The sequence below is a fragment of the Pseudoalteromonas sp. ASV78 genome, from assembly GCF_047806705.1.
Taxonomy (GTDB): domain Bacteria; phylum Pseudomonadota; class Gammaproteobacteria; order Enterobacterales; family Alteromonadaceae; genus Pseudoalteromonas; species Pseudoalteromonas prydzensis_A.
Map to the genome: position 1 here is coordinate 1537237 of NZ_JBLOPA010000001.1, position 21467 is coordinate 1558703.

At 44.6% G+C, this 21467-nt stretch carries 22 protein-coding genes; all 22 read right to left on the reverse strand.

What is annotated here, in order from left to right; genetic code table 11:
• Positions 1-250 precede the first annotated feature (250 nt).
• A complete protein-coding gene (locus ACMVDV_RS06925; protein WP_416157635.1) occupies positions 251-628 on the reverse strand; it encodes a hypothetical protein in 378 nt (125 codons plus the stop codon).
• Positions 580-1152 (reverse strand): hypothetical protein, encoded by a 573-nt coding sequence (locus ACMVDV_RS06930; RefSeq protein ID WP_416157636.1) that lies wholly within the window; start codon positions 1150-1152, stop codon positions 580-582. The genes ACMVDV_RS06925 and ACMVDV_RS06930 overlap by 49 nt, the downstream gene beginning before the upstream one ends.
• Entirely contained in the window at positions 1152-1328 is a 177-nt protein-coding gene (locus ACMVDV_RS06935) for a hypothetical protein (protein WP_416157637.1), read from the reverse strand. The genes ACMVDV_RS06930 and ACMVDV_RS06935 overlap by 1 nt, the downstream gene beginning before the upstream one ends.
• A 76-nt stretch (positions 1329-1404) precedes the next feature.
• Entirely contained in the window at positions 1405-1629 is a 225-nt protein-coding gene (locus ACMVDV_RS06940; RefSeq protein ID WP_416157638.1) for a hypothetical protein, read from the reverse strand.
• Positions 1622-3457, reverse strand: a complete 1836-nt coding sequence (locus ACMVDV_RS06945) for a hypothetical protein (protein ID WP_416157639.1) — start codon at positions 3455-3457, stop codon at positions 1622-1624. The genes ACMVDV_RS06940 and ACMVDV_RS06945 overlap by 8 nt, the downstream gene beginning before the upstream one ends.
• Positions 3454-3771 (reverse strand): hypothetical protein, encoded by a 318-nt coding sequence (locus ACMVDV_RS06950; RefSeq protein ID WP_416157640.1) that lies wholly within the window; start codon positions 3769-3771, stop codon positions 3454-3456. Before ACMVDV_RS06950 ends, ACMVDV_RS06945 begins: the two co-directional genes overlap by 4 nt.
• Positions 3771-4739 carry a hypothetical protein gene (locus tag ACMVDV_RS06955; protein WP_416157641.1) on the reverse strand — a complete coding sequence of 323 codons (969 nt, stop codon included), beginning with the start codon at positions 4737-4739 and terminating at the stop codon, positions 3771-3773. The genes ACMVDV_RS06950 and ACMVDV_RS06955 overlap by 1 nt, the downstream gene beginning before the upstream one ends.
• Positions 4740-4742: 3 nt before the next feature.
• Positions 4743-6884 (reverse strand): hypothetical protein, encoded by a 2142-nt coding sequence (locus tag ACMVDV_RS06960; protein WP_416157642.1) that lies wholly within the window; start codon positions 6882-6884, stop codon positions 4743-4745.
• 14 nt (positions 6885-6898) lie between these two features.
• Positions 6899-7261 carry a hypothetical protein gene (locus ACMVDV_RS06965; RefSeq protein WP_416157643.1) on the reverse strand — a complete coding sequence of 121 codons (363 nt, stop codon included), beginning with the start codon at positions 7259-7261 and terminating at the stop codon, positions 6899-6901.
• Positions 7258-10842: a tape measure protein gene (locus tag ACMVDV_RS06970; protein WP_416157644.1), complete on the reverse strand. Its 3585-nt coding sequence runs from the start codon at positions 10840-10842 to the stop codon at positions 7258-7260. Before ACMVDV_RS06970 ends, ACMVDV_RS06965 begins: the two co-directional genes overlap by 4 nt.
• An 80-nt stretch (positions 10843-10922) precedes the next feature.
• Positions 10923-11672 carry a hypothetical protein gene (locus ACMVDV_RS06975; RefSeq protein ID WP_416157645.1) on the reverse strand — a complete coding sequence of 250 codons (750 nt, stop codon included), beginning with the start codon at positions 11670-11672 and terminating at the stop codon, positions 10923-10925.
• Positions 11669-12088: a hypothetical protein gene (locus ACMVDV_RS06980; RefSeq protein ID WP_416157646.1), complete on the reverse strand. Its 420-nt coding sequence runs from the start codon at positions 12086-12088 to the stop codon at positions 11669-11671. Before ACMVDV_RS06980 ends, ACMVDV_RS06975 begins: the two co-directional genes overlap by 4 nt.
• On the reverse strand, positions 12088-12516 hold the full coding sequence (locus ACMVDV_RS06985; protein WP_182740206.1) for a gp436 family protein: 429 nt from the start codon (positions 12514-12516) through the stop codon (positions 12088-12090). Before ACMVDV_RS06985 ends, ACMVDV_RS06980 begins: the two co-directional genes overlap by 1 nt.
• Positions 12517-13002, reverse strand: coding sequence for an HI1506-related protein (locus ACMVDV_RS06990; protein ID WP_416157647.1), 486 nt, complete (start codon positions 13000-13002; stop codon positions 12517-12519).
• 74 nt (positions 13003-13076) lie between these two features.
• Positions 13077-13985, reverse strand: coding sequence for a Mu-like prophage major head subunit gpT family protein (locus ACMVDV_RS06995; protein WP_416157648.1), 909 nt, complete (start codon positions 13983-13985; stop codon positions 13077-13079).
• Positions 13985-15160, reverse strand: coding sequence for a phage protease (locus ACMVDV_RS07000; RefSeq protein ID WP_416157649.1), 1176 nt, complete (start codon positions 15158-15160; stop codon positions 13985-13987). Before ACMVDV_RS07000 ends, ACMVDV_RS06995 begins: the two co-directional genes overlap by 1 nt.
• Before the next feature lie 274 nt (positions 15161-15434).
• Positions 15435-15887: a phage virion morphogenesis protein gene (locus ACMVDV_RS07005; RefSeq protein ID WP_416157650.1), complete on the reverse strand. Its 453-nt coding sequence runs from the start codon at positions 15885-15887 to the stop codon at positions 15435-15437.
• Entirely contained in the window at positions 15887-16081 is a 195-nt protein-coding gene (locus ACMVDV_RS07010; RefSeq protein WP_138561830.1) for a hypothetical protein, read from the reverse strand. Before ACMVDV_RS07010 ends, ACMVDV_RS07005 begins: the two co-directional genes overlap by 1 nt.
• Positions 16078-17559 carry a phage minor head protein gene (locus tag ACMVDV_RS07015; RefSeq protein WP_416157651.1) on the reverse strand — a complete coding sequence of 494 codons (1482 nt, stop codon included), beginning with the start codon at positions 17557-17559 and terminating at the stop codon, positions 16078-16080. The genes ACMVDV_RS07010 and ACMVDV_RS07015 overlap by 4 nt, the downstream gene beginning before the upstream one ends.
• On the reverse strand, positions 17560-19116 hold the full coding sequence (locus ACMVDV_RS07020) for a DUF935 domain-containing protein (RefSeq protein ID WP_416157652.1): 1557 nt from the start codon (positions 19114-19116) through the stop codon (positions 17560-17562).
• Between the two features lie 157 nt (positions 19117-19273).
• The gene (locus tag ACMVDV_RS07025) at positions 19274-20878 is read right to left on the reverse strand and encodes a terminase large subunit domain-containing protein (RefSeq protein ID WP_416157653.1); all 1605 of its coding nucleotides are present in this window, start codon (positions 20876-20878) and stop codon (positions 19274-19276) included.
• Complete coding sequence (locus ACMVDV_RS07030; protein ID WP_416157654.1) at positions 20871-21467, reverse strand: DUF3486 family protein; 597 nt, start codon at positions 21465-21467, stop codon at positions 20871-20873. The genes ACMVDV_RS07025 and ACMVDV_RS07030 overlap by 8 nt, the downstream gene beginning before the upstream one ends.

Consider the following 21467-nt stretch of genomic DNA (forward strand, 5'->3'; position numbering starts at 1 on the left):
AGAGTTATCCACAGAAACCGTGGATAACTCTTGCAAAGCCACGTTAATAAAGGCCTACAAAGGGACGACTAAAACACCCCAGTAACAATGTTGGTAAATACTAACTTTAGACAATTTGACTCAAACTGTAGCCGCCGACCAAAATTGATAATTAGCACGGGTTTAAATGATAATTCTTTTTTTATCACTTATGCCGCGCGGGCTAAGGTGATAAACGGTGAGCAATAAAAAAGCAGCTTTCGCTGCTTTTTTATTCGGTGGTGGTCTTTGCTAACTTGAGTAGTGCGGAAATAGGTTGTGATAGGTCTTCACCCGTCTCATATTGCCTGTCTATAAGCTCCTCAGCGCCTCTAATTAACTCTATGAACTCACCGTGAGGGTTATTAGTAAAGTGCTTTAAATGTGACGTACGGCTCGCTAGCTTGCGATTACGTACTAAATCAACAATATCCTTTGGCACACCTTCTTGCCTCAACAAACCGCATAACTCTGATAACGATTCATCAGTTATCTTTTGTAAATGCCTTTCGGGTATTTTTACCATCGCCTCTAGCATGTAGAAGCGGTATGAGAAAACGCCTAAAGCGACAATGCCGCAAAGCAACAACAATACAATAAGAACATCCATACTACATTACCTTTTAACTTGCCTCGGGATAGCAAAACCAACGCTAAGAACAGCAAATTAGCATTTATCCCTATGCTATATAAATCCCATAGTAGCCAGCTATCATCACTATACTCGTTAGGGCTACTATCAAAATTAAGTGCAACGATGTTGCGATCAATAAACATTAAGGTGTTTAAAAGTGCATTTACAGCCATAGTAATAAACACCAGTTTAACCTGCTCGCTAAACATTACCCCAAATAACCAATGAAAACCTATTACAGCAAACGCTTGGAAAAGTGAGAATACTGCCCATACTAAGTACCAATAATAAATCTGGTCATCTATGAGCAGTAAACTCAACACGTTGCTATGTAAGTAATCACCCAAAGCTAAACCAGCAGACATAACTCCTGCTGAAATTGCAATAGAAAAAATTTTCGGCTTGCGATAAATGGCCAATATAAATGCGAATATAAAAGCGATTAACTCAAGCTTATTGAGTGAGTAGCTTAAAATCACATCAATAATTGGCAGCTCCATTATTGAGGTTTTTTATCTTTAATTGGGTGCCCGCCGCCGCCGTTCATTAGCTTCATTTCTGATTCTAACGCTGCTGCAAAATCAACGTTCTGATCCGTTGTTGGTTTTACCTGCGGTTTGTTTTGCTGATTCAATGCGTTTGCATTAGATAGATTGATAGAATTATCAATTTTCATATTTAAACTCCTTTATAATTAAATATGGGCGCAAAATCTACACTATCGTTTCTGATGCGACAACAGATTAACGTTTTTACACTTCAATTTCAGTAAAAGGTAGTAGAGGTGCAGCGCCTACTATGCGCCCATTTTCTACGTATACCGCGCCTGTTTGAACGCTATCACCTAGTACAATGCTTTGGCTGCTGTCGCTGTATTCGACTAGTGTTGTGCCGTTTGTGTTAACTGTGACTATCGTTGCTATGGTGCGTTGGGTTTTGTCGAGTACTGAGCCGAGTCGGTTTAGTGTGTTAGACATTGCTTACCACCTGTATTGTTTGGCTAACTGTAATAGCGCCTTGGTCGCTGATACTGGCGTTAATTGTCATGCTGTCGCAGGTCGCTTTAAATACTGAATCTGTGTAAGTAATGCCAACTAACATACCTGGGCGAATTGGCGGTAAGTCGTCTAAAAGCTTGGTTCTGATTGTAGTGTTTTGCTTGTTACCGCTGTTAGCCAGCTCACACGTTCCACGTTGGCGTGCAGCTTGATTGTGGGTGATTAGCGTGTCTACAACATCATTAGCAAACTGATCGCCAAGCGTACCAGCACGTTTGATTTTACACGCTACGCCTTGCTGTTCACCTCGCACAAATACCGCGTTATGTTCCTGGCTTATTGTTTGGCTAGTGCTGTGCTCAAGTATGATTGAATCGTTAAGGATCACATCACATATTGCATTGGCTGTGTCCCATGGCATAACGGGCCACGCTGGGACCACTGAGACAGTTTTAGTTGCGTCGTTAATATCGAGTATTGCGCCGACTGATTTAGCAACGCTTAACAGTGCCGCTGCGGGGGTTAAATTGGTGTATGTAAACGCGCCAGTAGGGATTGGGTAATCAATCATTTTATTATCGAGTGACCACCCCGTATTAACGAGTATGTCAGACATGATCCCCGCCAGTGTTTTAGCGGTTGGGTTAGCGTAGTTTGTAGCCCTTGCGTAAGGATTAGATAGCAACGCAAAACGACTGCGACAACTTGCGCTATAGCTAGCATTTGCAAAGCGGTTGCTAGTGCTTGGCTGCTCACAAATGACATAAAAGTCATAGCCATTTAACGAGATTTTAAGTTCGTGGCCCAGGGCGCGCTCAAAGTCGATCCGTGAGCAAAATTTAATATTAGCTGTAGCGCTAAATTGGCCGCGAGATATTGAGTAATTAACGCTGTTGATTAGTATCTTTAAATCGTCTGAAACACGCACACAATTAATGGTTGGCTGCATGATGTATGTATTCCTTAGCTGGGGTTCTATGGGGATTTTGCGATCAATTGTTGGTACGTCATCATCACCGCGCACTAAGCCGCCCGGTACGCCCCAATAGCAAACTTTATCGGGGCTGTTAAAACGCATGACTAAGCGCCCGTTTTGCACTGTTGCTGGCGCTGTAAACTCTAAATTTACATAGCCGTTGAATGGATGATTGCGCCAATAGCAAATGTATTCCTTATCTGTTTCACCGTAGTGGATCACAAGCTCACGCGACTCTAAAAGTGGCTTAACATGCCAATGCAGCTCGCGGACTGTTTTGAGTAATTCAGGGCTGTTCCAGTGCTGTTTAAACTCGCTATGTTCAACATCTAACTGAGTTAGCCAGTTAAAGTCATACTCGTTGTACTCAATGTTGGTGATGATTTTATAGGGCAATTGAATAACGTTTGATACATAGCCGCTGTTACCCCATGTAACACTGCTCTGTGCTGTAACTAATGCAATAGTTTGCCAGTCAAAACTTAAAGCCACAGGTGATAATTCAGCGTAGCTAAAAGCCGTTTCAAACTCGGTTTTAACAAGCTGTGTTTGCCATGCTAACGCTTTGCCTTGCGTGATTAATGCCGGGGTTAACCAGCTTAAATCCGATTCGATACCGATATTAGCTTGTAAAAATGGTAGCGTTGGATCAACTGGCCCTGAGTCATCACCAAAACGCATAGTCAATGGTGATATATTTATTGCATACGGTTTAGTAAATCGCATCACCAACGCGACATCATTGCCCATGACATCCATGTCATTTTGATTGCTTAGTTGTAGCGGCGATTTATTAACTTGGTATGAGTTAATAAAACGTAATTCAATCATGCGGGAGGCGGCTCGTAGCTTTGGGGGTTTGAAGGATCAAAAGTAAGTGTGTTAATTAACATTGTTTGTACGTTATCAATAATAGTCGCATTATATTGATTATCATCATCATACATAATGACAGAAAGTGCGGGTTGTGCTGAATATTTTAACGGCATTATCCTTGTATTTAAACCATCCGTAACCATAAATTGGCAAACTTTATTACCTGAAAACCTATCTAATACCAACACTCTTTCACCGTCCAAAACATCAACAACTAACGCTGAAAAATAACCCGCTGTGGGTATAATTTTTGCCTCAAGTTTAACCATTACCATTCCTCAATATTTATCCAAGCACGTGACTGATTTGTCTGGGCTGAAGGAACATAAAAATATGATTGCCCATCTATTTGATTAATAAATGGCATATTTTTATTTTTAAAGCCTATTTCTTGTGAAACAAATAAACCAGGAACTAATCCCCTAAAATAAGGATCCGTCAGTGAGTTTGATCTAGTGCCTGAACTACCTACAGAAGCGTTACCAGAAACAATCGCGACAGGTGACATTATTCTAATACTTGGCTCTTGATCTGCTAAAGTGCTTGAAGAAGAACTCGAAAATGAACTAAAGAACGTTGAAATATAACTATCCGAAAAGTTTTCTGAACCATCAAGAGCATAAACAATACCTACTTTACTATCTGTCGAACTCCCTAAGACATAATGAAAACCAGAGTTCCATGAAAATGTTGTACTGTTATGACTACCATACAATGAAACAAATATTGCGGCATCATTTGGATATGCAGATTTTATATCACCGAAAAATAGCAATAACCCTGTATACGTCCCAAAATTGTTTTCAGTTGCTTTGTTATCTGAATAGCCAAAAATATAACATGCAGTATTTGTTGCTATAATCATCCAGTTTCTAACTTTTGTTGAAGCAGAAGTGGAAGCTGAACCAAAAGCAAAGTAAGACCCTAATCTGCTTGAAGAATCTTTGCCTAAGTAATCAAGTGCAGTTTGACACCTCACTGTTGTATTAGCGTTGTCGTTGGACGCACTAAAAGTCATGACTCCACCAGACCCCGTTCCAGCATCATTTTTCACTGCTAAATAAGGCGTTTCTTCTGGTTGAGACTCTTCAGCGATAGTCCAACCAGTTGGTTGTTTAGAACCATACCCCTCCACTAAACATTTTTTAAACACGTTCATGTATTCGCTTGGTTTGCCGTCTACTACTTGCGGTGCGCCCGCGTCATCCCAACGATAAACTGTTACTGCTTGAGCCATAATTTAATCCTTATTTCCACGAAAACTGAGTGTTGAATTGTCGCGCACTATTTCTGAGTGACCGGGCGAAACTGAGCGCGTAACGATTGTTGGTTTACTTGCAGCTAGGGTTTCAAATAAAAACGCCTCACCGGGGTTTAAACCCGCACCAAACGCATCGGCGCGTAATATAAAATACGGTGCGCCTGCAAATGAGTTGATCGGCGCACAGTCGTTTAGCGTGTCGCCGCTGTAAATGTTACCGACTGATTCGCCGATAACGTTATATGCAGTGGTTGATGTAAACACGATGGCCCAGCGCTGAGCTATCGCACCAATATTTGTAAGCTCTATGGGATATTGAGTGGTGTTGATTGCACTTGATGCTGCTGCACCAAAATCACCGAAGTTGTTTTGCCATGCCGCTAATGTTCGCTCGTCCTTAGTTTGCGCTTGAAAGTCACCAAGCCAATGCACACTGCTAACCGTTGCTCCTGCGGGATAAGCGCGTTTGAGTGGGGTTAATAAGCTGAATACATTGCCGCTGATGCCACTAATTGTAACAAGCTCGGATTGAATTGCTGTGATGATAAACGGCGGTGAAAATGCGCTGACACCCGCATTTATTGTGATAACACCTATTACAGCATCGTAGCTGTAATTGTCATCAGTCACAGACCACAAGCTTGCACCGGTGCTGTCAACAATATCGATAAAATCAGCATCAGCTAATACAGTAATAGTTTGGCCACTTGATAATGTTGCAGCCGCTGTGCGCTCACGGTTTTGTACACTTATTTGATTGAACGTATGAAAAATTGGTACTGTGCCATTGTTAGGCAGTGTTGACGTATCAAAGCCCCCAGGTGGCGCGGGAACTGTGGTTACTTCAATTTCGTTATAGTCATAACGAATCGAGTCGGGCTTAACATCAACGCTAAATGCTAAATCTACATAGCCCGTTGCGCTTACTGTGCCCGTACAATTGGTGCCTGTGATGTTGCCGCTTAAGTCACTAGACGCTGAGAACGTGGCACCCGTTGTTGTTTCAAACGTAATATAAAGTGAGTCTCGCGCAAAGCTGCTGCTGGGTAATTGCCATTGCTTTGAATCAATTGTAGGAATCCCGGTTTTTATTGTTGCGCCTAAATTTTCATCTACAGTACCGTTGTAATCGACACCATCAACATCAGTGATTACGCCTGTGTCATAATCAATTGTCGCAAAGATATAGCCGTTGGCAACAAATCTCCCCGCGCCGTCATCTGTATAAACATTTTCATCGCCGATTTTTTTTAGTCGAGTACGACCTTTAAAAACGCTTTCATTAGCAGCTAAAGTAATGGTGTTTGATGTTGTGAATGAATGAAATCGGAAATCGTTACTTGATAAATAGTAAAACGTGAAATATTGAGCTTTACTAACGCCCGGTGATAAGCGAATAGCACGCACAACCCCATTTTCAACAGTGAATTTGTTCAGATCTGATTCAGAGTTTTTTTCATACACAGAAATTGTGTTAATACCGCGATAAATTCCTGCAGGGGGATGAGTATAGTCATGATCAAATACATACTGATACTCAGCGTAATATCTTGGGTCTCCTGCGAGTAGGTCGTCAACTTCAATATTGACCTCTGTTATTAAACCATAGCTTAAAACGCGCTTAGTACGATAGATGCTTTTATGATCTTCTGCATTCGGCTTCAAACCAACTTTAGAGCTAACGGTTGTAATACTTGGCGTTAACGTGCGTGTAACCGACTCTACTGTTAGCTCTTGGCCTTGTGCGTCAACTGGCGCAGTTAATAAGCTGGTGCCATGAAATTTAGTGCTAGCAAGCCCTAAATAAGTCAGCATTTCGGCTACTGTATCCGTATCTTTTAGGTCTTTAGCTTCAACGAGTAGCACGTTTACAAGCGGGTCATCTGGCTGATCGCTCAGAAATATATGCGCATCTTGCAAGCGGCTTGAATCGTCTGTGCTAAGCGCAGGATATAATTTAACGAGATCAAATGATGATCGGGCATGGTCAATGTCACTGATTGAGCTAAACACATCGTTTAATTTACCGCTAACAATGGCATTACTCGTGCGGTGGCCGCCTGCGTGTGGCTCGTTGCCTATTCGCTGTGGTTTGAATATTTTTAAATCGGTTCTAAGCATTGTTTATTCCTAAGTTAAACCGTTTTTAAACGTAAATTAATGTTTTGAAAGTGTGCTGGGGCGGCATCTGCAAAATGCGTATGCGGCACGGCTTCTACGGCTTTTTGGCTGTGGTCCCACACAACATTAAACACAGTGCCGCGTATTGTTATTTCAAACGCTGTAAGGGTTGTTTGTGCATGCTCATGCAATGGTGTAAATACGCTAGCGTCTTCAAAATCGCTGTATAAATAGATTGGGCGGCCTGCGGGTATTGGTGTTTTTTCAATGTGCTGCGCGCCGTTTAAAGCACGCTCGGTTTGCTCGGCTACTGGCAAGTAATCAAACTCATTGAGCCAAACAAAATTATCCAGGCTTTGTGCATTTATTACGATCATTGGGTGTTACTCAACTGTTCAAGTTTTTGTAAAAATTGCTCTTCAAAATCAGCTAATAAACTGGCCGATTGGCCGCCTGGCAATGCAAGTTCAAGGCGCACGGTTTTGCCGTTAGTGTTACTAGTAAAAGTCTGCTGGCTTTTAAGCATGGTGATCAATTCACGTACAGCAGTTGTAAGGCTGTTTAAATCGCCGTTAGAGGCTTTATTGCTGGGCGTATAATTGTTTGTAGGCGGCGTATAGCTTGGCGTTGATGCAGGCGTATACGTCTGTACTTGCTCAACGGCTTTTTGAGTGGTGCTTTGCGCTTTTATCGCTTGCTGCTGTGCGCTAATAGCTGCGTTTAATGTGCTCTTTTGCTCACGGGTTAGGTATGTAAGCTGCTTATTGATTTTGTTATATAACTCAGTCAGTGCTTTGCTACTGCTGGCGTTATCAATTTGGCCGTTAAATTTACTAAATTGCGCGTTTTGAGTCTCAGCATAAGCGCGGCGTTCGCGCTCTTCGTTGATCTCTTTTGAGTCTAAATCGTAAGGGCTGCGGCCGTTCTCTTCCTGATAATCGACTACGTCACTTACGCTGGCACGTTGTGATTGATTGTATTTATTTACACTGCTTGATGCGCGATTTGCAGAGGCTGCAACACGTTCTAATTCTTCTTTTTGCTCACGTAGGCTTTTTGATGCTGATTCGTTCGCCTTAACTTGATCATTCGTGGCTTGCGTACCTGCTCTTGTTGAAGCCGTCGCGGCATCTTGTGCGCCTTTAAAGTCACCAAGCAAATTGTTTACAACGGCTAATACATCGCCTAAACGCTGTTTTTCATAGTTGTATTGCTGCGCTGTTAAATTGCCCGCTTGATAGCGATCATTTAAGCGCTCAAGTTCATCTGTTAAACGGCTATGTTCGCGTTGTAATTCGCCTAAGCTTGCAAGCTCTAGCTGCTGAACGCGTGTTAAATCACTTGTTTGGTTAGTTAAGCGCTGCTGTTGAATGGTCAGCGCTGCTTGCGCCTGAGCTTTTTGCTCAGCGGTGGCGGTACTGCTCGCCATTACTTGCTGATTGGTTTTTATTGCGTCGCGGGTTTGCTCTAACTCGCGGGTAAAGCGGTTTACTGCGTCACTGTTTGTGTCAGTAACTGGCTTTAAGGCATTTGCTTTTTCAATGAGTTTATCGAGTTCTTTAGTTAAACCCAGTGCCGCAGCTGCGGCTTGAATACTTGAGGGAATGGTTTGTTCTGTTGCGTCTGCGGCGGCAATGGCAGCCTCAGCCCATTTTAAATATGCCTGCCGTTGTACAGCTAATGGTTGCTCTGATTCTTGCATTAGCTCATAGGCTGCACGTAACTTATTAGCGGTATCATCGAGCGCTTTTGATGATGTTAAGCCTAGTTCGGCATAGGCTTTTTCTACATCACCAGCAAATATTTTTTGACGCTCGAGTAATGCGCCGTGTTCTTCAAACTTTACTTTTAGCGCATCTAAAATGGCTAACTGGCCCTGGTACTGTTCACCAGCGCCGGCAATTGCAACACGGGCAGATTCTATGCTTTGAATAAAGCCATCAACGCCGACTTTTACACCATCTAAGCTTGTGGCCTGCTGCTCTAATGATTGAATCGTTTTAAGAGCTTCGGGCAGTGAGAGCGTAAGCAGTTCTTGGCGCTGGCGCTCGGCCTCTGTTGCAGCTGCTGTGGATTCGGCTAATTTACGTTGTTGGTAGTCTAGGTTTATATAGCGCTGGGTGGCTTCGTCCCAAACTAGCTTACCGCTTTCTATCAATGCATCTAATTCTGCTGAATTACGGATGATCAAACCTGTTGAGTTAGACAGCATTTGTAATTCATCAGCGAGCGCCTTGGCTTGTATTGCACTTGCTTGTTGCGACTTTCTAAGTGATTCCTCAGCCACGAGTAAATCTTTATACAGTAAACCAACGTCGATTAACTCGGTAATTAGCCAAGTATATAAACCTGCTTTACCCACGGCTTTAAGTGCAGTACTCCATTTAGTTGCTGCAATGCCTGCGGCGTTAGTTGCAACTGTGGTAGAGCCAATAGCTGCGGTGTAGGTTCTTAATGATGCAATGGCCGTGGTTGCGCCGCTGATCACACTACTAAAATAGTTACCCACTTTAAGCGCCAGCCATACTTTAGCAACGGTTGCTATTTCTTCGCGGTATTCATAAAGCGTGGTGGCTGCGCCTTTAATTGCATTACCTGTGCTTACGATTGTGTCGCTAATTTTTTGCGCCCACTCTTGCAAGCGGCCATCCTTCGCCATTGCTGCAAATTCAGTATTAAGCGCGGTAATGTTGGCTTTTAACCAATCCATAGCGCCGCTTTGCGCTATAAGGTTATAAAACTGTTCCATGTTGTCTTTAGCGTTTGACACTTGCCCACTAAAGAGCGCCATTTGTGCAGCAGCAGAGCCTGCACTTGCACGGCCCATTTCATCTATTAAGCCTTTAATTACATCACGGCCCAACTTACCTGCGCTTGATAGCTTTTGCAGCTCAACGGTGTTTTTACCTGTGACTTTTTCAAGTAGATCCCAAACAGGTATACCTCGCTCAACCATTTGCAGTATTTCTTCGCCCTGGAGCTTTTGTTTTGCCCACGCTTGCCCGAGCGCCAGGCTGATACCTTCAACCTCTTGAAACCCGCCCCCGAGCTTTAATGCTTGGTCGGTAATGGCCTGCATGGTGCCATCCATTGGATCAAGGCCAAACGCTTTTAGTTTTACAAACGCCTGGCTTACTTCACCCATTTGTAGCGGGGTGTTTTTAGTAAATTCTTTTACCCATGCTGTGGCTTTTTCGCCGCCCGCAATACCGCCCATAAGCGCTTGCATTTGCACGCCGAGCTTTTCAAATTTATCACCTGTGCTAAATACCTGGCTTACGGCTTGAGCTACCCGATCAAATCCAACATACGCGGCGGCCAGTGCAGTTACTTTACCAATTACACTGTCTAAGCTTTGTGCTTGAGCGCGTTGGGCTGTGGTGCCAGTGCGCAGCTCATTACTGAACTTATCGACAGAGCGGCCAGATTTATCAAACTGGGCAGCTAAGTCACGCTTGGCCGCACGTAGGTTATTAGTATCAACATCAGAGCGTTTAAGCGCTGTTTGTAGTGCAGCGTGCTTACTGGTTTGCTGGGTAAGCTCGGTGCGCATTTGGGTTAAATCTTTCTCAGCGGCTTCTAATGAGCGCGCGAGTTGCACAAATGGCTTATCAGTGTTTTTGGCTTCGGTTTGTAATTGGTCGAGGGCTTGAGCTGCCGCCGCTGTGGCTATTTCTTGTTGTTCTAACTTTTGTTTTGACTGCTCAAATGCACGTATTAGATCAGCTTGATTAGCTAATCCGTCTAATTCGTTGGCAAGCTTGCCAGCGGTTTGGCTGGTTTTCTTGGCACTGGTATCGGTTTGGTCTAGTGATTCACTGAGTTTATCAGCAGCAGGATTAGCAGCATCGGCACTTTGCTCAATATTTTTAAGCTCTGTTACCAGCTGTTCAATATTTTGCTTGCCTGTGGCTTCGGCAACTATGCGTAGGGCTAATTCGAGGTTCTTATCTGCCATGGGTTCAACTCAGTTTAAACAGTGTTTAAATGGGGAATAAAAAGGCTCAAGGGCTGAGCCTTTTGGTACGAGGTAATTGATTAAGCGTCTAGCTCGTCAATGTAGAATGGTTCGTCTTTGCCATTTACAAGCTTTGCTGTGCCCTCTAGTGCAGCACTTACAAACTCACTGCCGGCTAAATCTAGCTCTTTAGTTGGCATCATTGAGGTGTCGTAAATTTCAAAGTTAACTTGCTTACCATTGGCTAAGTTGGTGCCTTCACCAAAAATACGTAAACGTGTTTGTGACTTAGTACCGCCTTTAATGCGTTTACCGCTACGCGCGTTATAAGTGCCCGAAACTGTAATACTGCCACCAGCAGTAAGTGAACCACCTTTAATTGAGCGAATCATACCGAGTGCAAAATTAAACTCGTAATCAACGCCTGCAACTTTAGTTTCAGTGGCTTGCTTAACAACGACGTCATCAGTAAAGTTTTGCCCAGGAACAGCAACCCACGATTGATTATCAGGCAATGTTACTGCTTCATCCGTTAACGTACCCGCCGCATCGTTAATTGCTGCAACTTCGCCCATCAAGGCTAAAGCAACCATTTCAGCTGGTTGATCATCAAACTCCCATGTAATAGCGGCAGGCTTAGCAATTTTCACATCATCCAGGGCTTGGCCTTTGCTGGCCTTTTTATTTGATGTACGGACTACTGAATCCGCCTCAGTTTTAATACCGAGCTTAGTGGTGTTAATTGGGCCAAATATTTGGCCGGTGCTTACGCCTTGTTCGTTTAAGCGATCAACAAAAATGTTGCCCGCAAGTAAAATACCGTCGCTCATTTCAGCGCTCCTTTAAGAGTCATTTGACATGTAAAAGCCAGCGGGTAATACGCGTGACCTTTGGTGTATTGGGGTTTAGCTGGGGTGTTTACTCTAAGCCATGGCCCCGTACCATTAAGTACTTTGCCCGCCATAGCGCGAATAATGTTAGTTAAGTGCTCGCCTGCGTTATCTTGCTTACGAACGACTAATACAACTATCCATGTTTGCGTTAGCTTCATTAAATAGCCGGCGTTTTTACTCTCTGGTAAATTATCGCCGTAATAGATTAAATGAAGGCTTGGTGTTGTTTGGCGGTCTTCCTTGATGTCTGCTAGTTCATCACTCAAGTAAACGCGCTTAATGCCTGGTACTTGTTCAAGTGCCTGTTTAAGCGGGTTTTGAGCTGCAAAGTAGTCAGTGGTAATTTCAAACATCAGATAAATCCCTTTGTTTTTTCACGCGCAAATACAGAGCCAGCACTTTGTATTGTGGCTGTGTCTTGTACTTTGGCGTCTTGGCCTAGTGCGTCAACGCCTATACTTAGCTCGCCTTTTGCTACTGACATTAAAAATTTAATTGCATCCTTGTAACGGGTTTCTACATGCTCTGGCACATCGTTAGTGCCGAGCTTGTAGCGAGCAATATCACAACAAAATTGCTCAAGTAGATTAGGAACGGTGACAAGCGGAAGCTCATAACGCCCAGCTAAATAGCCGTTAATTACGTCGCTTGCATCGTTTATAGCCTGCTCAATAACTGCGGTATTAATTACATCAGCGGGGCCATCTTCGCGCTCACTTAAATAAATAAGATCACGCTCGCCAAAACGCTGTTGCATCGCGGTTATTGTTGCGTAAGCCATTTACTCGCCCTCGCCAGCTTTGGCTAATTCATCTTGTAACCAATACCAAGCAGCATCACGATCAGCAGCTGATACCTTAACCTTAATAACTTCACCTTCGTTTTCGCCTGGCGCTTCGTAGGTCAAGTCAATACAAGCGGGGATACGTTCCATTTGTGCATCAATCATCAATGCAATAACGGGTTGTAGCTCAATTGGGGCTTGGGTGTAATCAACGTTTGTATAGAGCAAAGGGTTGTCTAAATCTGCACCCAAGTTATTTGCGTCCAGCTGTGATTGCGGCGCAGTACTCGCATCGAGCGGTATAGCTTGCACCGATAAGCGTGGATCATTTTCAATTGCATCAAGCTGCTCTTGATCAAGACCATCGGCGGGGATTTCATTTTTACCTTGGTTGAAACTGAGGCCAGCTCGGCGGTAGCCTGTTGGCTGCATGCAACTGACAATAACAGCAGAGATAAGGCTGAGTTTAAGCGTTTTTGCCATTTCATTATTACTCCTGGTTTCAAAGTATGGGGCTATAACGCCCCGTACTTATTAGGGTTTAACTATTGATGGGATTAAAGGTAATCAGCTACTAGCAGCTCTACACGGCCTTTCAACTCGTTTGAGCTGTTTGCATCAAGCTCCCGCTCTAACATGCGAGTGGCTAGCTTTTCCATGCTGGCTGGTACGACTAACATGGTTGATTTAATACCGAGCTTACGGCCACCGTCAGCAGTAAAGCTGCGCATTTTTTCAATGCTGTTCCATAAATTATCTGGCGTTAACGCACGTTTATTAGCAAAGGCAAGCTGCCAAAAACCAAACCCTGCGGCATCACGGCAATCAACGCCGTAACGGTACTGTTTAGAAGTAAATACCGCCTCGTCATCAACTTTGGTCATGGCAAGTAATTGTGGTTTTTTACGTTCTTGAAAAATAATCGGCTTAAGGGCTTTTGAGGTGTCTAGCACAAACCACGGCTCACCCTCGTAAGCAACATCTTCGGCCATATTCGCTGTTGATACTGCTGCGCCAGTGCCGTCGGCATTTGGTGCTACTGGGTGGTCAGTATCAAAAAAGTTTTGCCCGTCGTAGCACAAAGTTGTAAAACCCGCTGCGAGTAATTCAAAACACATTTCATCAGGGTGAATTGCCGCCGCGCTGCCCATTTCTTTAAAAATTGGGGAATACACGCCTAGGTTATCGTCTTCAATGTCGTTGCGGTCTACGCCTACTGTTGACTCGTAATCGTCATTGGTAATGGTATAAGCATGCGCTTTCATGCTTTGAACATTACGATCACCCACCCATTTAGCCAGGCTTGGGAACTTGCCCAGCCAGCCATAGGTATTACTGGCCGATGTAGATTTAATTACACTGGCAATTTTTGTAAATTGCGGTGTAGCTTCTGATTTACCTTGTTCAAACTCAGATTTAAACGCGGTAAATAAAGCGGTTAAAAGTGCTGGGGTCACTAAAGCCATTAGTTTTGCTCCTGTTTAGCTTTGGCAAAGGCTGCATGGCTTAGACCTAACTGGTCTGCGGCATACTTGTCTTCTGCGGTGAGTGCTGCTAAGCCGTCTTTGTCTTGCTCTGGCTTAGGTGTATGGGTGGTTTGCTGAGCGGTAAGGCTGGCAATCGGTGAACGGGCATCTAACACTGCTTTTAACGCTGCAACGCCCTGCTGATTACCTAACGATGTTAAATATTCAACTTCTGACGCAATAATGCGGCCGTCTTGCTTGGCTTTATTTACTTCTTGTTCAACCGATTGCGTAGCACTGCTGCTTTTTAGCGCCACCATTTCAGTGTGCAATGCGTTGTAGGTTTCTACAGGCACGTACTTAGCTAAATTAACCTCAGCATTAGGGCTATTGGCTTTAAGTGCTGCAACAGCGTCATTGGCGTTACTTAATTGGGTGGTGAGCGTGTCGGCTTCGTCGGCCTTGGCCTTTAAAGCGGCGAGTGCTGTTGTTGCTTTGGTGTAATCTGCATCGGTGACGTTATCACCATCCACAGTTACACCTAGCAAGCTCAGCAATTTTTGAGCTGCGTTCATGGTGGTTTCTCCATTGTCTGGATTGGTTTGGGATTTCAGTACAGCTACTTTATCCATACCATCAACCGCTGGGTCATTGGTAAGGGCAAAATGGCGTAATTTGGTTGGGCGGCCTGTTTGTTTGTCGTAATGAAAAACAGGGCTTATAAAGCGGTATTCGTCGTTTTTTAGGTGTGCGCGTGCGTTGGGTGTCCAGCGAACATTAAGGGCATAAAGCCCCTCGCCTGGTACATACTCTAAATTGCTTGGATTAAACCAACCGCTAGCTGGGGCTGGCTTGCCGTTTTCTTCGGCGTGTAAGGTTTGGTGCTCGTAGTCAAAATGGTAATCGTTAGTGCGGGTGCTAGCTGTGCTTTTAAGTAGCTCAAATGCGGCTTGGTCTAGTAACCAGGCATTAGCAGGCACATCGAATGGGCGGCCATCGTGTGATTTAAAATAACCATCTGGCATTACCATTACGCGCTCACTGATACCTTGCTCGTTTATTTCGCTTGCAAAGCGGCACGCTGCAAAACCTAAATCGGCAGGTTTGTTTGCTGATAAAACAGCCAATCCTATAGTGGTTTCAAGTAAGTGAAATGTGTTTAATGGCTTTGACATGACTGAGCACAGTTTGAATAATCTGTGCTCAGTATGGATTTAGATTTGTTTTGGTTGGCCGTGCGGTGTTTCGGGAATTTATAAGGGGTATTTACAGGTTAAAATGAGAGTTTTGGTTTGTCACAGTAAAACACGAGTCAATATTAGCAATGCAACACTGTTTAAACGCTGTTTAAAATCGCTTGTAAGCGATTATTATAATTTAAACGCCACATTATGTGACTTTGGCAATCACAAGCGCTTAGATTTGATTCTACGCGCTTGGGTTTTATTTTTAAATCAAAAACTCGCTTAATATTTCGATCACTTCGATTTCATCGTCAGCCGATAGTCCTATAAGTGGCCGTGCTGGTATGGCGGCTAAGCGGGGGATCATATCGCTAGCACCACCATAGTGCTGGATAGCTGCGTATATCAAGTTTGTACCAAATTCTAACGATTCGTCCCCTACGTTATAAGCGAAGGTGTCGCGCAGTATGTCGTTTAGTCTGAGTATTTTATCTTTGTTCTTTTTTTTACTCTTTGCATAGTCTGGGCTAAGCTCCTGCCAAGGGTCGCCATCTGGGCTGCGTTGCTCGTCAAAGTGATCACGATGAGTCAACATTAAATGCTCGCCCACATTCCCTAATGCGGGGGCTAAGTTATCTAGGTTCTTTACCAACTGGGTTAACACATCACTTACGGCCGTTGCACCCTCTGTGCTTATGTCAATACGCGCGCCAGCCATTACACTAGCCCTTCGTTAAATGCTTGCATGTGTGTTTGCTGGTCCAGCCCTGCAATTAGTGCGGGCAGTAGATCAGCAATTTGGTTAGCCTCTTGCCCTTTTGCTTGTTGCTCAAGCTTTGCAAATTCACGGCATGTTTGTAGCGTGTACGGGGTTTGCTGTAGTAGCTGCTGTGCTTGCTCTATTAATTTCATCGTCTTTTATCCTGTGATTTAGCGGCATCTTTTACTAGTTTGTCTATCCAGCTTACAAGCTCTGGTTGCCATTTTTTAAGCTCTTTACGAGCAAGCGCCCAGGCTGTGAATGCCTCTGCAAACTGCTCGTACTTATTCACTGCACCGTAATATGTAACGGGTAAGGCATTTTTTAATAGCTCTGGCGCACCTGCGTAATAGTGTACTTGGTGGCCGAGTTCGTGCAGCCATGTAGACACTAAACTATGTGCTTGGTGTTTATCTAGTGAATCTGCGTTATGCGAAATAGTATGATCACGTTTTATTGTTTCACCGTGCCAATTATACGGGTATTCACCTTTGTTGTTTGCTGAGCGCTGCACCGTGAGTGCTGCACTGTCTTTTAGCGCTTGCATATCAACTTTAGCTAAGTTTTGGGCGCTTTTCACTTTTACAACTATGTGCTCATAACCGACTGAGGTAAAGCCGCCACAGCCTTTTGCGCCGCGAATGCTGTATTGCATGCGTGCATAAAATTCATCTACGCCTAAGTACTCGCCCACCTCACTACGTATAGCGGCATTTGCTTTAGAACCTGCGCTCATTTGGGTTTGATTTACAAATACGGTTTTGGTTTGCTTGGCTGTTAAAAAGCTGTTTAATCCTTCGAGCACTTCACTGTCTAACTGGGCCAATAGCGGATCAAGCTTTAGTGCTGTGACGTTTTTAGCGCTGCTATAAGCCGATGGTACAATGCGGGTGGCTTGGTAATCCTCTATGCGCTTAGCAAGCGGTGGCTTGTCTGCTATTTGCTTTTTAACCTGGCTTGTTAGCTGGGCGGTATTCTTTGGGGTGTAGTCAAAGCCCGGATCAATTCCTAATGGTAGTTCAAACTCTTCACCCGTTTTTTTGTTAGTCCAGTTATAACTACCATTATCTGGCGCTGAGCCTACGGTTAAGCCACGGCGTTTAAGCTCACGTTCGCTTAGGCTAAACTTTTTACATTTGCAGCCCCAGCCATTTTGCGGGCTGTGGGTATCCCACCATGGATCATCAACGGGTAAAACCAAGTTATTCCATTTTAAGTGCAGTACGCGCGGGGTTTCGCTATCGCCGTGCTTGTATAGCGCATAAGGGCGGCTTGCTTTAAGCGCCTGTATTTGCCCCTCACGCCCTGCGTTATAGGCTTGGCGTATATTGGTTTCGTATATTAACTGGCTGCGCCATGCGCTCTGGCCGTTGTGCTCCCAGCCATAGCGCGATTTGATATTATCAAACTCTTTTTGAAACCAATTTAAACTTTTACCTTCGCTTATGGCTTTGTCTACTGAGGTGTAAAAGTCGTTTAGCATGTCGGCTTTAGTTACGCCTGCAACCATAAACGCGCGGTTATGGGCGTTTTGCCATACATCATCCCAGCTGCTGGTAGGTGTATTTAGTTTTTGCCTAAAAAACTTTATACCATCGTCAAACGGTAATGAGCCATATCTAACAGCCATTTAACGGCCCTCATCCACTTCTAGTGCGCCTAACAACTCACTTGCTGTGATGGCCTTTGCCATTATCTCAGTAAAGCCCTCTGTGCTTATTTGTGGCTCTAATTCAAGTATGCCGTCGCGTATTTCTTCTAAACTGCTGGCATTTTTAACAAGCTCGGTTACGGCATCGCTCATGCTGTTTAAGTGCGATTGTGCTTGTGCTGCTAGCTGCTCGGCAACTAAGTCGGCGTTGTCTTTTTGCGGTGCTGATTTAAGTGCAGCAAAGCCTTTTAAAGCGGTTTGTGGCTCTGTTATTGGAGTTAAGCTTAAAATAGCCTCGCCTTTTTCAGGGAGTGGGATTTGGGTCTTTTCGCTCACCCATTTTGCAGGAATTGGGTAATTAACTTCGGTGAGTATTTTAAGGGCTGGAGCTAATACGGCTATGTCGTCGGCTTCGCTGGTGTCAAATTTAAAGCGCGGTATACGGCGTGCGCCTGAGTAGCTTTTAGAGTTAAGCGCGTGCATTGGGTAAATAATATCGCGCGTTATGGTATTAGCTACTTGCTTTAAATCACTTTCGGTTATGTCGTTTAGTACGTCCATGTGTACATTACCAAGCGCGTTTGTGCTGGTTTTACCATCCGCTTGACTGGTAAGCGTTGCGCCTAATACCGCTTTGCTTTGAGTGGTTTCACACCACTTGATCATAGCTTCAAAAGGATCTGATTGACCATTAGCCGCATTTTGAAATTCAATCTCCATGCCTTTAGGAATAATGCCGCCTGCGTTATGACCGATGCTAAGCACAGCACGTAACAAGGTGGCTTTTTCTTCATCACTTGCACCATTGGGGTATTTTCCTAACCGCAGTGGTAAGCCGTAAATCTCTAGGAACTCAGCCAAGTCACGGATTGAATAGTTTTTAAATAAGTACGGCCATGCCACCGTTGACGTTAACCCGGTGCGGTGAATATAACCCGATTTACTGCGGTGAATATGAGCGCACCAGCCAAACGGGTTTAACGCTTGGCCTGTGTAGCTGTTGTCGCGCAGCATTAACTGGTTGCGGTTATCTGGATGGGTTTGGAATAGGTTTTGATCGCGAAATTCATAACCGGTAATAATATGCTCGCCGCCATCAAACGCCCAACTTAGCTCGTTACACGAAAACGATTTTAGTATTGCGTCGCTACAATCAAAAATTAGATCCTCTAACCAAGTGGCATCTTCTAGTATTTCTTGGATTGCAGCGGCGTCTTTTTCTTCTTGCTCTGTTGCGTTACGTGGCGGCTCTACTGACCAATCGTATTTAAGCCAGCCTCTGCGGCGTTTGGTAAGTTCGCTAAATAGGTGGCCGTCTTTGTCTTCCATGTCTTTTGCTAGGTCGGCCATGGCCGCTAAGTTACCTGCGTCGGCATCTTTTAGTAATTGCGCTAACTTGGCTGGGGTAAGCGCCTCGCTTGGGTGCTCCGCAAATTGACGCATCAGCATACCCACTCTGCTATCTTGCTCGGTTTGGGTTTGCTTAAAGTCGGTTGATTTAATTGGGTTGCCGTGAATATCTACTATTTGGGTCATGGGTTTACTCTAACTTTAATGATGGGCTTAATGCTTAGTACGTATATATCAAGCGTTAATGTGTGTTGGTGGGCCTTGGCTAAACTGACGGCGGTTATGTCTAATTGCTGTACTTGTGCGGTGAATATCTCTTGATAAAACACCCTAAAGCGCCGCGCTACCATGCGGCTTTACGATCACTTGCAAAATCGTCGCTGTGGTCTGGCCGCATGCTATTTACGCTTTGCTGAGCTTTACTGGGCAGTGGGGTAAACTCAATGGCACTGCCGTCCATTTCAGCCGCACGTATAAGCATGGCGATTGATACCGCGCTATCGCCGTGGCGTTTATTGCCATCACTACCAGTATTTTTACCTTTATCTACCTGCGCAATACCATTTTTAAGTTTGATTTGGCCTAGGTCGTCGAGTACGTCTTGGTCTTTTGGTAGCGTTATATTGTCGGTTTCAAAATAATCTTTTAGTTTTGGCATCCATTCGCGATACCAGGCTTGTGATAAATGCACGCTATCAACCAGCTCAGTGCCGTATTTAAGGCTGGCAGCTTCCGCTAAGTAGCCACCGTTACCTGTGGCATCAAACGCAAGGCCGCGCAGTTTTGGTAAACGGTCACAAATATACAGCATGATTTGCTTTTGCTGTTCGTAAGTAACGTTGCGCAGCTCAACCATAAACGGCACGGTTAGGCTAGTGTCTTGGTTTATCTCACCAATACTGAATACGGTTAAATCGCCTTTGCGCGCAAAATCCTCACCAAAGGCATGAGTTAGATCAGAGTTTAACCTACTTATAAGCTCGTCAATATTTTGCTTACACCAAGTCGCTACGTCTTTTACGCGCTGCTCTTCGGTCCAGCTTTCAAAGTCAGTGGGCGCTTCATAACGCAGTACTTTGCAGTCATCACTTAGGGCTCGTTCGCGCAGGCGGCGGCTTAGGTATTGCCCTGCGCCTTGGCTTGGTACACAGTAAAGCTCCTCGTTAGCGGCATCCTGTGTGGGGTAAAAATCAACTTGATTAGCGAGCCATGCGTCTTCTTTTGCTTGCGTCCATTCTTGCCCACTGACTAAGCAAATGCGCTTATAAAGCCCATGCCTAAGCGCTTTATCAATAGGAATATGATGCACGGAATACTTTTTAAGGCCGCGCCGCGCTTGGGTTATTAAGGTATTAAATAAGTTGTCTACGCCGTTGTGGGTCGAAATAATACGTACTCGCCCGCCCCACATGGTAAGCGCCATCGCGGCTTTTAGTACTTCGTCTAAGCGGTCATGGAATGCGGCTTCATCTATTACAACGTTACCTTGTCGCCCACGTAAGTTGCGCGGGTTTGAGCTTAGAGCAACAATTTTTTTACCTGTGCTTGGGAACTTAATTTCAAATGTGTTGATTGATCGCTTTGTACCGTCGGGATCTTTTTCTTCAAATATGCCCTCTTCTACTTCGCTCATAACCATGTTGAGCTTTTGCGCCCAAAATGCACAAGCGTCTATAAACTCCTTAGCCATTTCTTTATCTGAGCCAAGATAATAGGTGTTTTGCCCGTTATTAGCGGCTACAGCGCTTAATACATCGTCTAGTGCTTCGGCAAAGGTTAACCCAGTACGGCGCGACTTTTCGGCAATTTTTACTATTGCCTCGTCTTCCATCCATGCTTTTTGATAGCCAAAAAGTATGTCGGTGCCCATGGCAACAGCTAACGAACTTGCCACTTTGCTAAGTGGTAGTTCGTTAGTTTGGGTAATACTTTGCGCGGTGCTAGTCATGCTTTAGCCCTAATATGTCGCGTTTGAAAAAGGCCAGCATGTCGTCTGCGGTTTGCGGTAAGTTTTCGTTTTTAACCTTTTGGTCTAGGTCTTTAGCGAGCTTTTCAGCATAGGCTTTTTCTATTTCTTGCTGGCGTTTATGGGCGGCCATGGCGGTTTGCTCTAGGCGCTGGGCTGCAAGCATGGCGTCTTTTATGATTGCAATGTCTACAGGTGCATCTTCGTCGGGGTCCATTAATTGCTGCTGCAACGCACGATACAACTGAGTACGACCCATTTCTAAAATAAGTTTGGTGGTGTCGCCTGTGGGCTTATCGCCAAGCTCAGCCGTGAGCGCTTTGGTTGTCTCACGTAACTCACGTAGCTTTTGGCCTATGGCTTCGGTTTTTTGTGCGTGGCGGCTTAGGCCACTGCGGCTAATGGTTGCGCCCTCGTCTAAGCCTGACTCAATGATCAAGGTATTTACGGCATCAAGTATTTCGCCCTGGCTAAAGCGCTTATCGCGTAGCATTGAGTCGAGCTGCTTTTTAATATCCTCGGGCAGCAAATCAACTTTGCTGGGTTGGCCTCTGCGGATTGATTCGCTCAT

Excerpts from the sequence above, each read along its gene's own strand:
- ACMVDV_RS06925 (WP_416157635.1), bottom strand. The coding sequence starts at position 628 with ATGGATGTTCTTATTGTATTGTTGTTGCTTTGCGGCATTGTCGCTTTA.
- ACMVDV_RS06930 (WP_416157636.1), bottom strand. The coding sequence starts at position 1,152 with ATGGAGCTGCCAATTATTGATGTGATTTTAAGCTACTCACTCAATAAG.
- ACMVDV_RS06935 (WP_416157637.1), bottom strand. The coding sequence starts at position 1,328 with ATGAAAATTGATAATTCTATCAATCTATCTAATGCAAACGCATTGAAT.
- ACMVDV_RS06940 (WP_416157638.1), bottom strand. The coding sequence starts at position 1,629 with ATGTCTAACACACTAAACCGACTCGGCTCAGTACTCGACAAAACCCAA.
- ACMVDV_RS06945 (WP_416157639.1), bottom strand. The coding sequence starts at position 3,457 with ATGATTGAATTACGTTTTATTAACTCATACCAAGTTAATAAATCGCCG.
- ACMVDV_RS06950 (WP_416157640.1), bottom strand. The coding sequence starts at position 3,771 with ATGGTTAAACTTGAGGCAAAAATTATACCCACAGCGGGTTATTTTTCA.
- ACMVDV_RS06955 (WP_416157641.1), bottom strand. The coding sequence starts at position 4,739 with ATGGCTCAAGCAGTAACAGTTTATCGTTGGGATGACGCGGGCGCACCG.
- ACMVDV_RS06960 (WP_416157642.1), bottom strand. The coding sequence starts at position 6,884 with ATGCTTAGAACCGATTTAAAAATATTCAAACCACAGCGAATAGGCAAC.
- ACMVDV_RS06965 (WP_416157643.1), bottom strand. The coding sequence starts at position 7,261 with ATGATCGTAATAAATGCACAAAGCCTGGATAATTTTGTTTGGCTCAAT.
- ACMVDV_RS06970 (WP_416157644.1), bottom strand. The coding sequence starts at position 10,842 with ATGGCAGATAAGAACCTCGAATTAGCCCTACGCATAGTTGCCGAAGCC.
- ACMVDV_RS06975 (WP_416157645.1), bottom strand. The coding sequence starts at position 11,672 with ATGAGCGACGGTATTTTACTTGCGGGCAACATTTTTGTTGATCGCTTA.
- ACMVDV_RS06980 (WP_416157646.1), bottom strand. The coding sequence starts at position 12,088 with ATGTTTGAAATTACCACTGACTACTTTGCAGCTCAAAACCCGCTTAAA.
- ACMVDV_RS06985 (WP_182740206.1), bottom strand. The coding sequence starts at position 12,516 with ATGGCTTACGCAACAATAACCGCGATGCAACAGCGTTTTGGCGAGCGT.
- ACMVDV_RS06990 (WP_416157647.1), bottom strand. The coding sequence starts at position 13,002 with ATGGCAAAAACGCTTAAACTCAGCCTTATCTCTGCTGTTATTGTCAGT.
- ACMVDV_RS06995 (WP_416157648.1), bottom strand. The coding sequence starts at position 13,985 with ATGGCTTTAGTGACCCCAGCACTTTTAACCGCTTTATTTACCGCGTTT.
- ACMVDV_RS07000 (WP_416157649.1), bottom strand. The coding sequence starts at position 15,160 with ATGTCAAAGCCATTAAACACATTTCACTTACTTGAAACCACTATAGGA.
- ACMVDV_RS07005 (WP_416157650.1), bottom strand. The coding sequence starts at position 15,887 with ATGGCTGGCGCGCGTATTGACATAAGCACAGAGGGTGCAACGGCCGTA.
- ACMVDV_RS07010 (WP_138561830.1), bottom strand. The coding sequence starts at position 16,081 with ATGAAATTAATAGAGCAAGCACAGCAGCTACTACAGCAAACCCCGTAC.
- ACMVDV_RS07015 (WP_416157651.1), bottom strand. The coding sequence starts at position 17,559 with ATGGCTGTTAGATATGGCTCATTACCGTTTGACGATGGTATAAAGTTT.
- ACMVDV_RS07020 (WP_416157652.1), bottom strand. The coding sequence starts at position 19,116 with ATGACCCAAATAGTAGATATTCACGGCAACCCAATTAAATCAACCGAC.
- ACMVDV_RS07025 (WP_416157653.1), bottom strand. The coding sequence starts at position 20,878 with ATGACTAGCACCGCGCAAAGTATTACCCAAACTAACGAACTACCACTT.
- ACMVDV_RS07030 (WP_416157654.1), bottom strand. The coding sequence starts at position 21,467 with ATGAGCGAATCAATCCGCAGAGGCCAACCCAGCAAAGTTGATTTGCTG.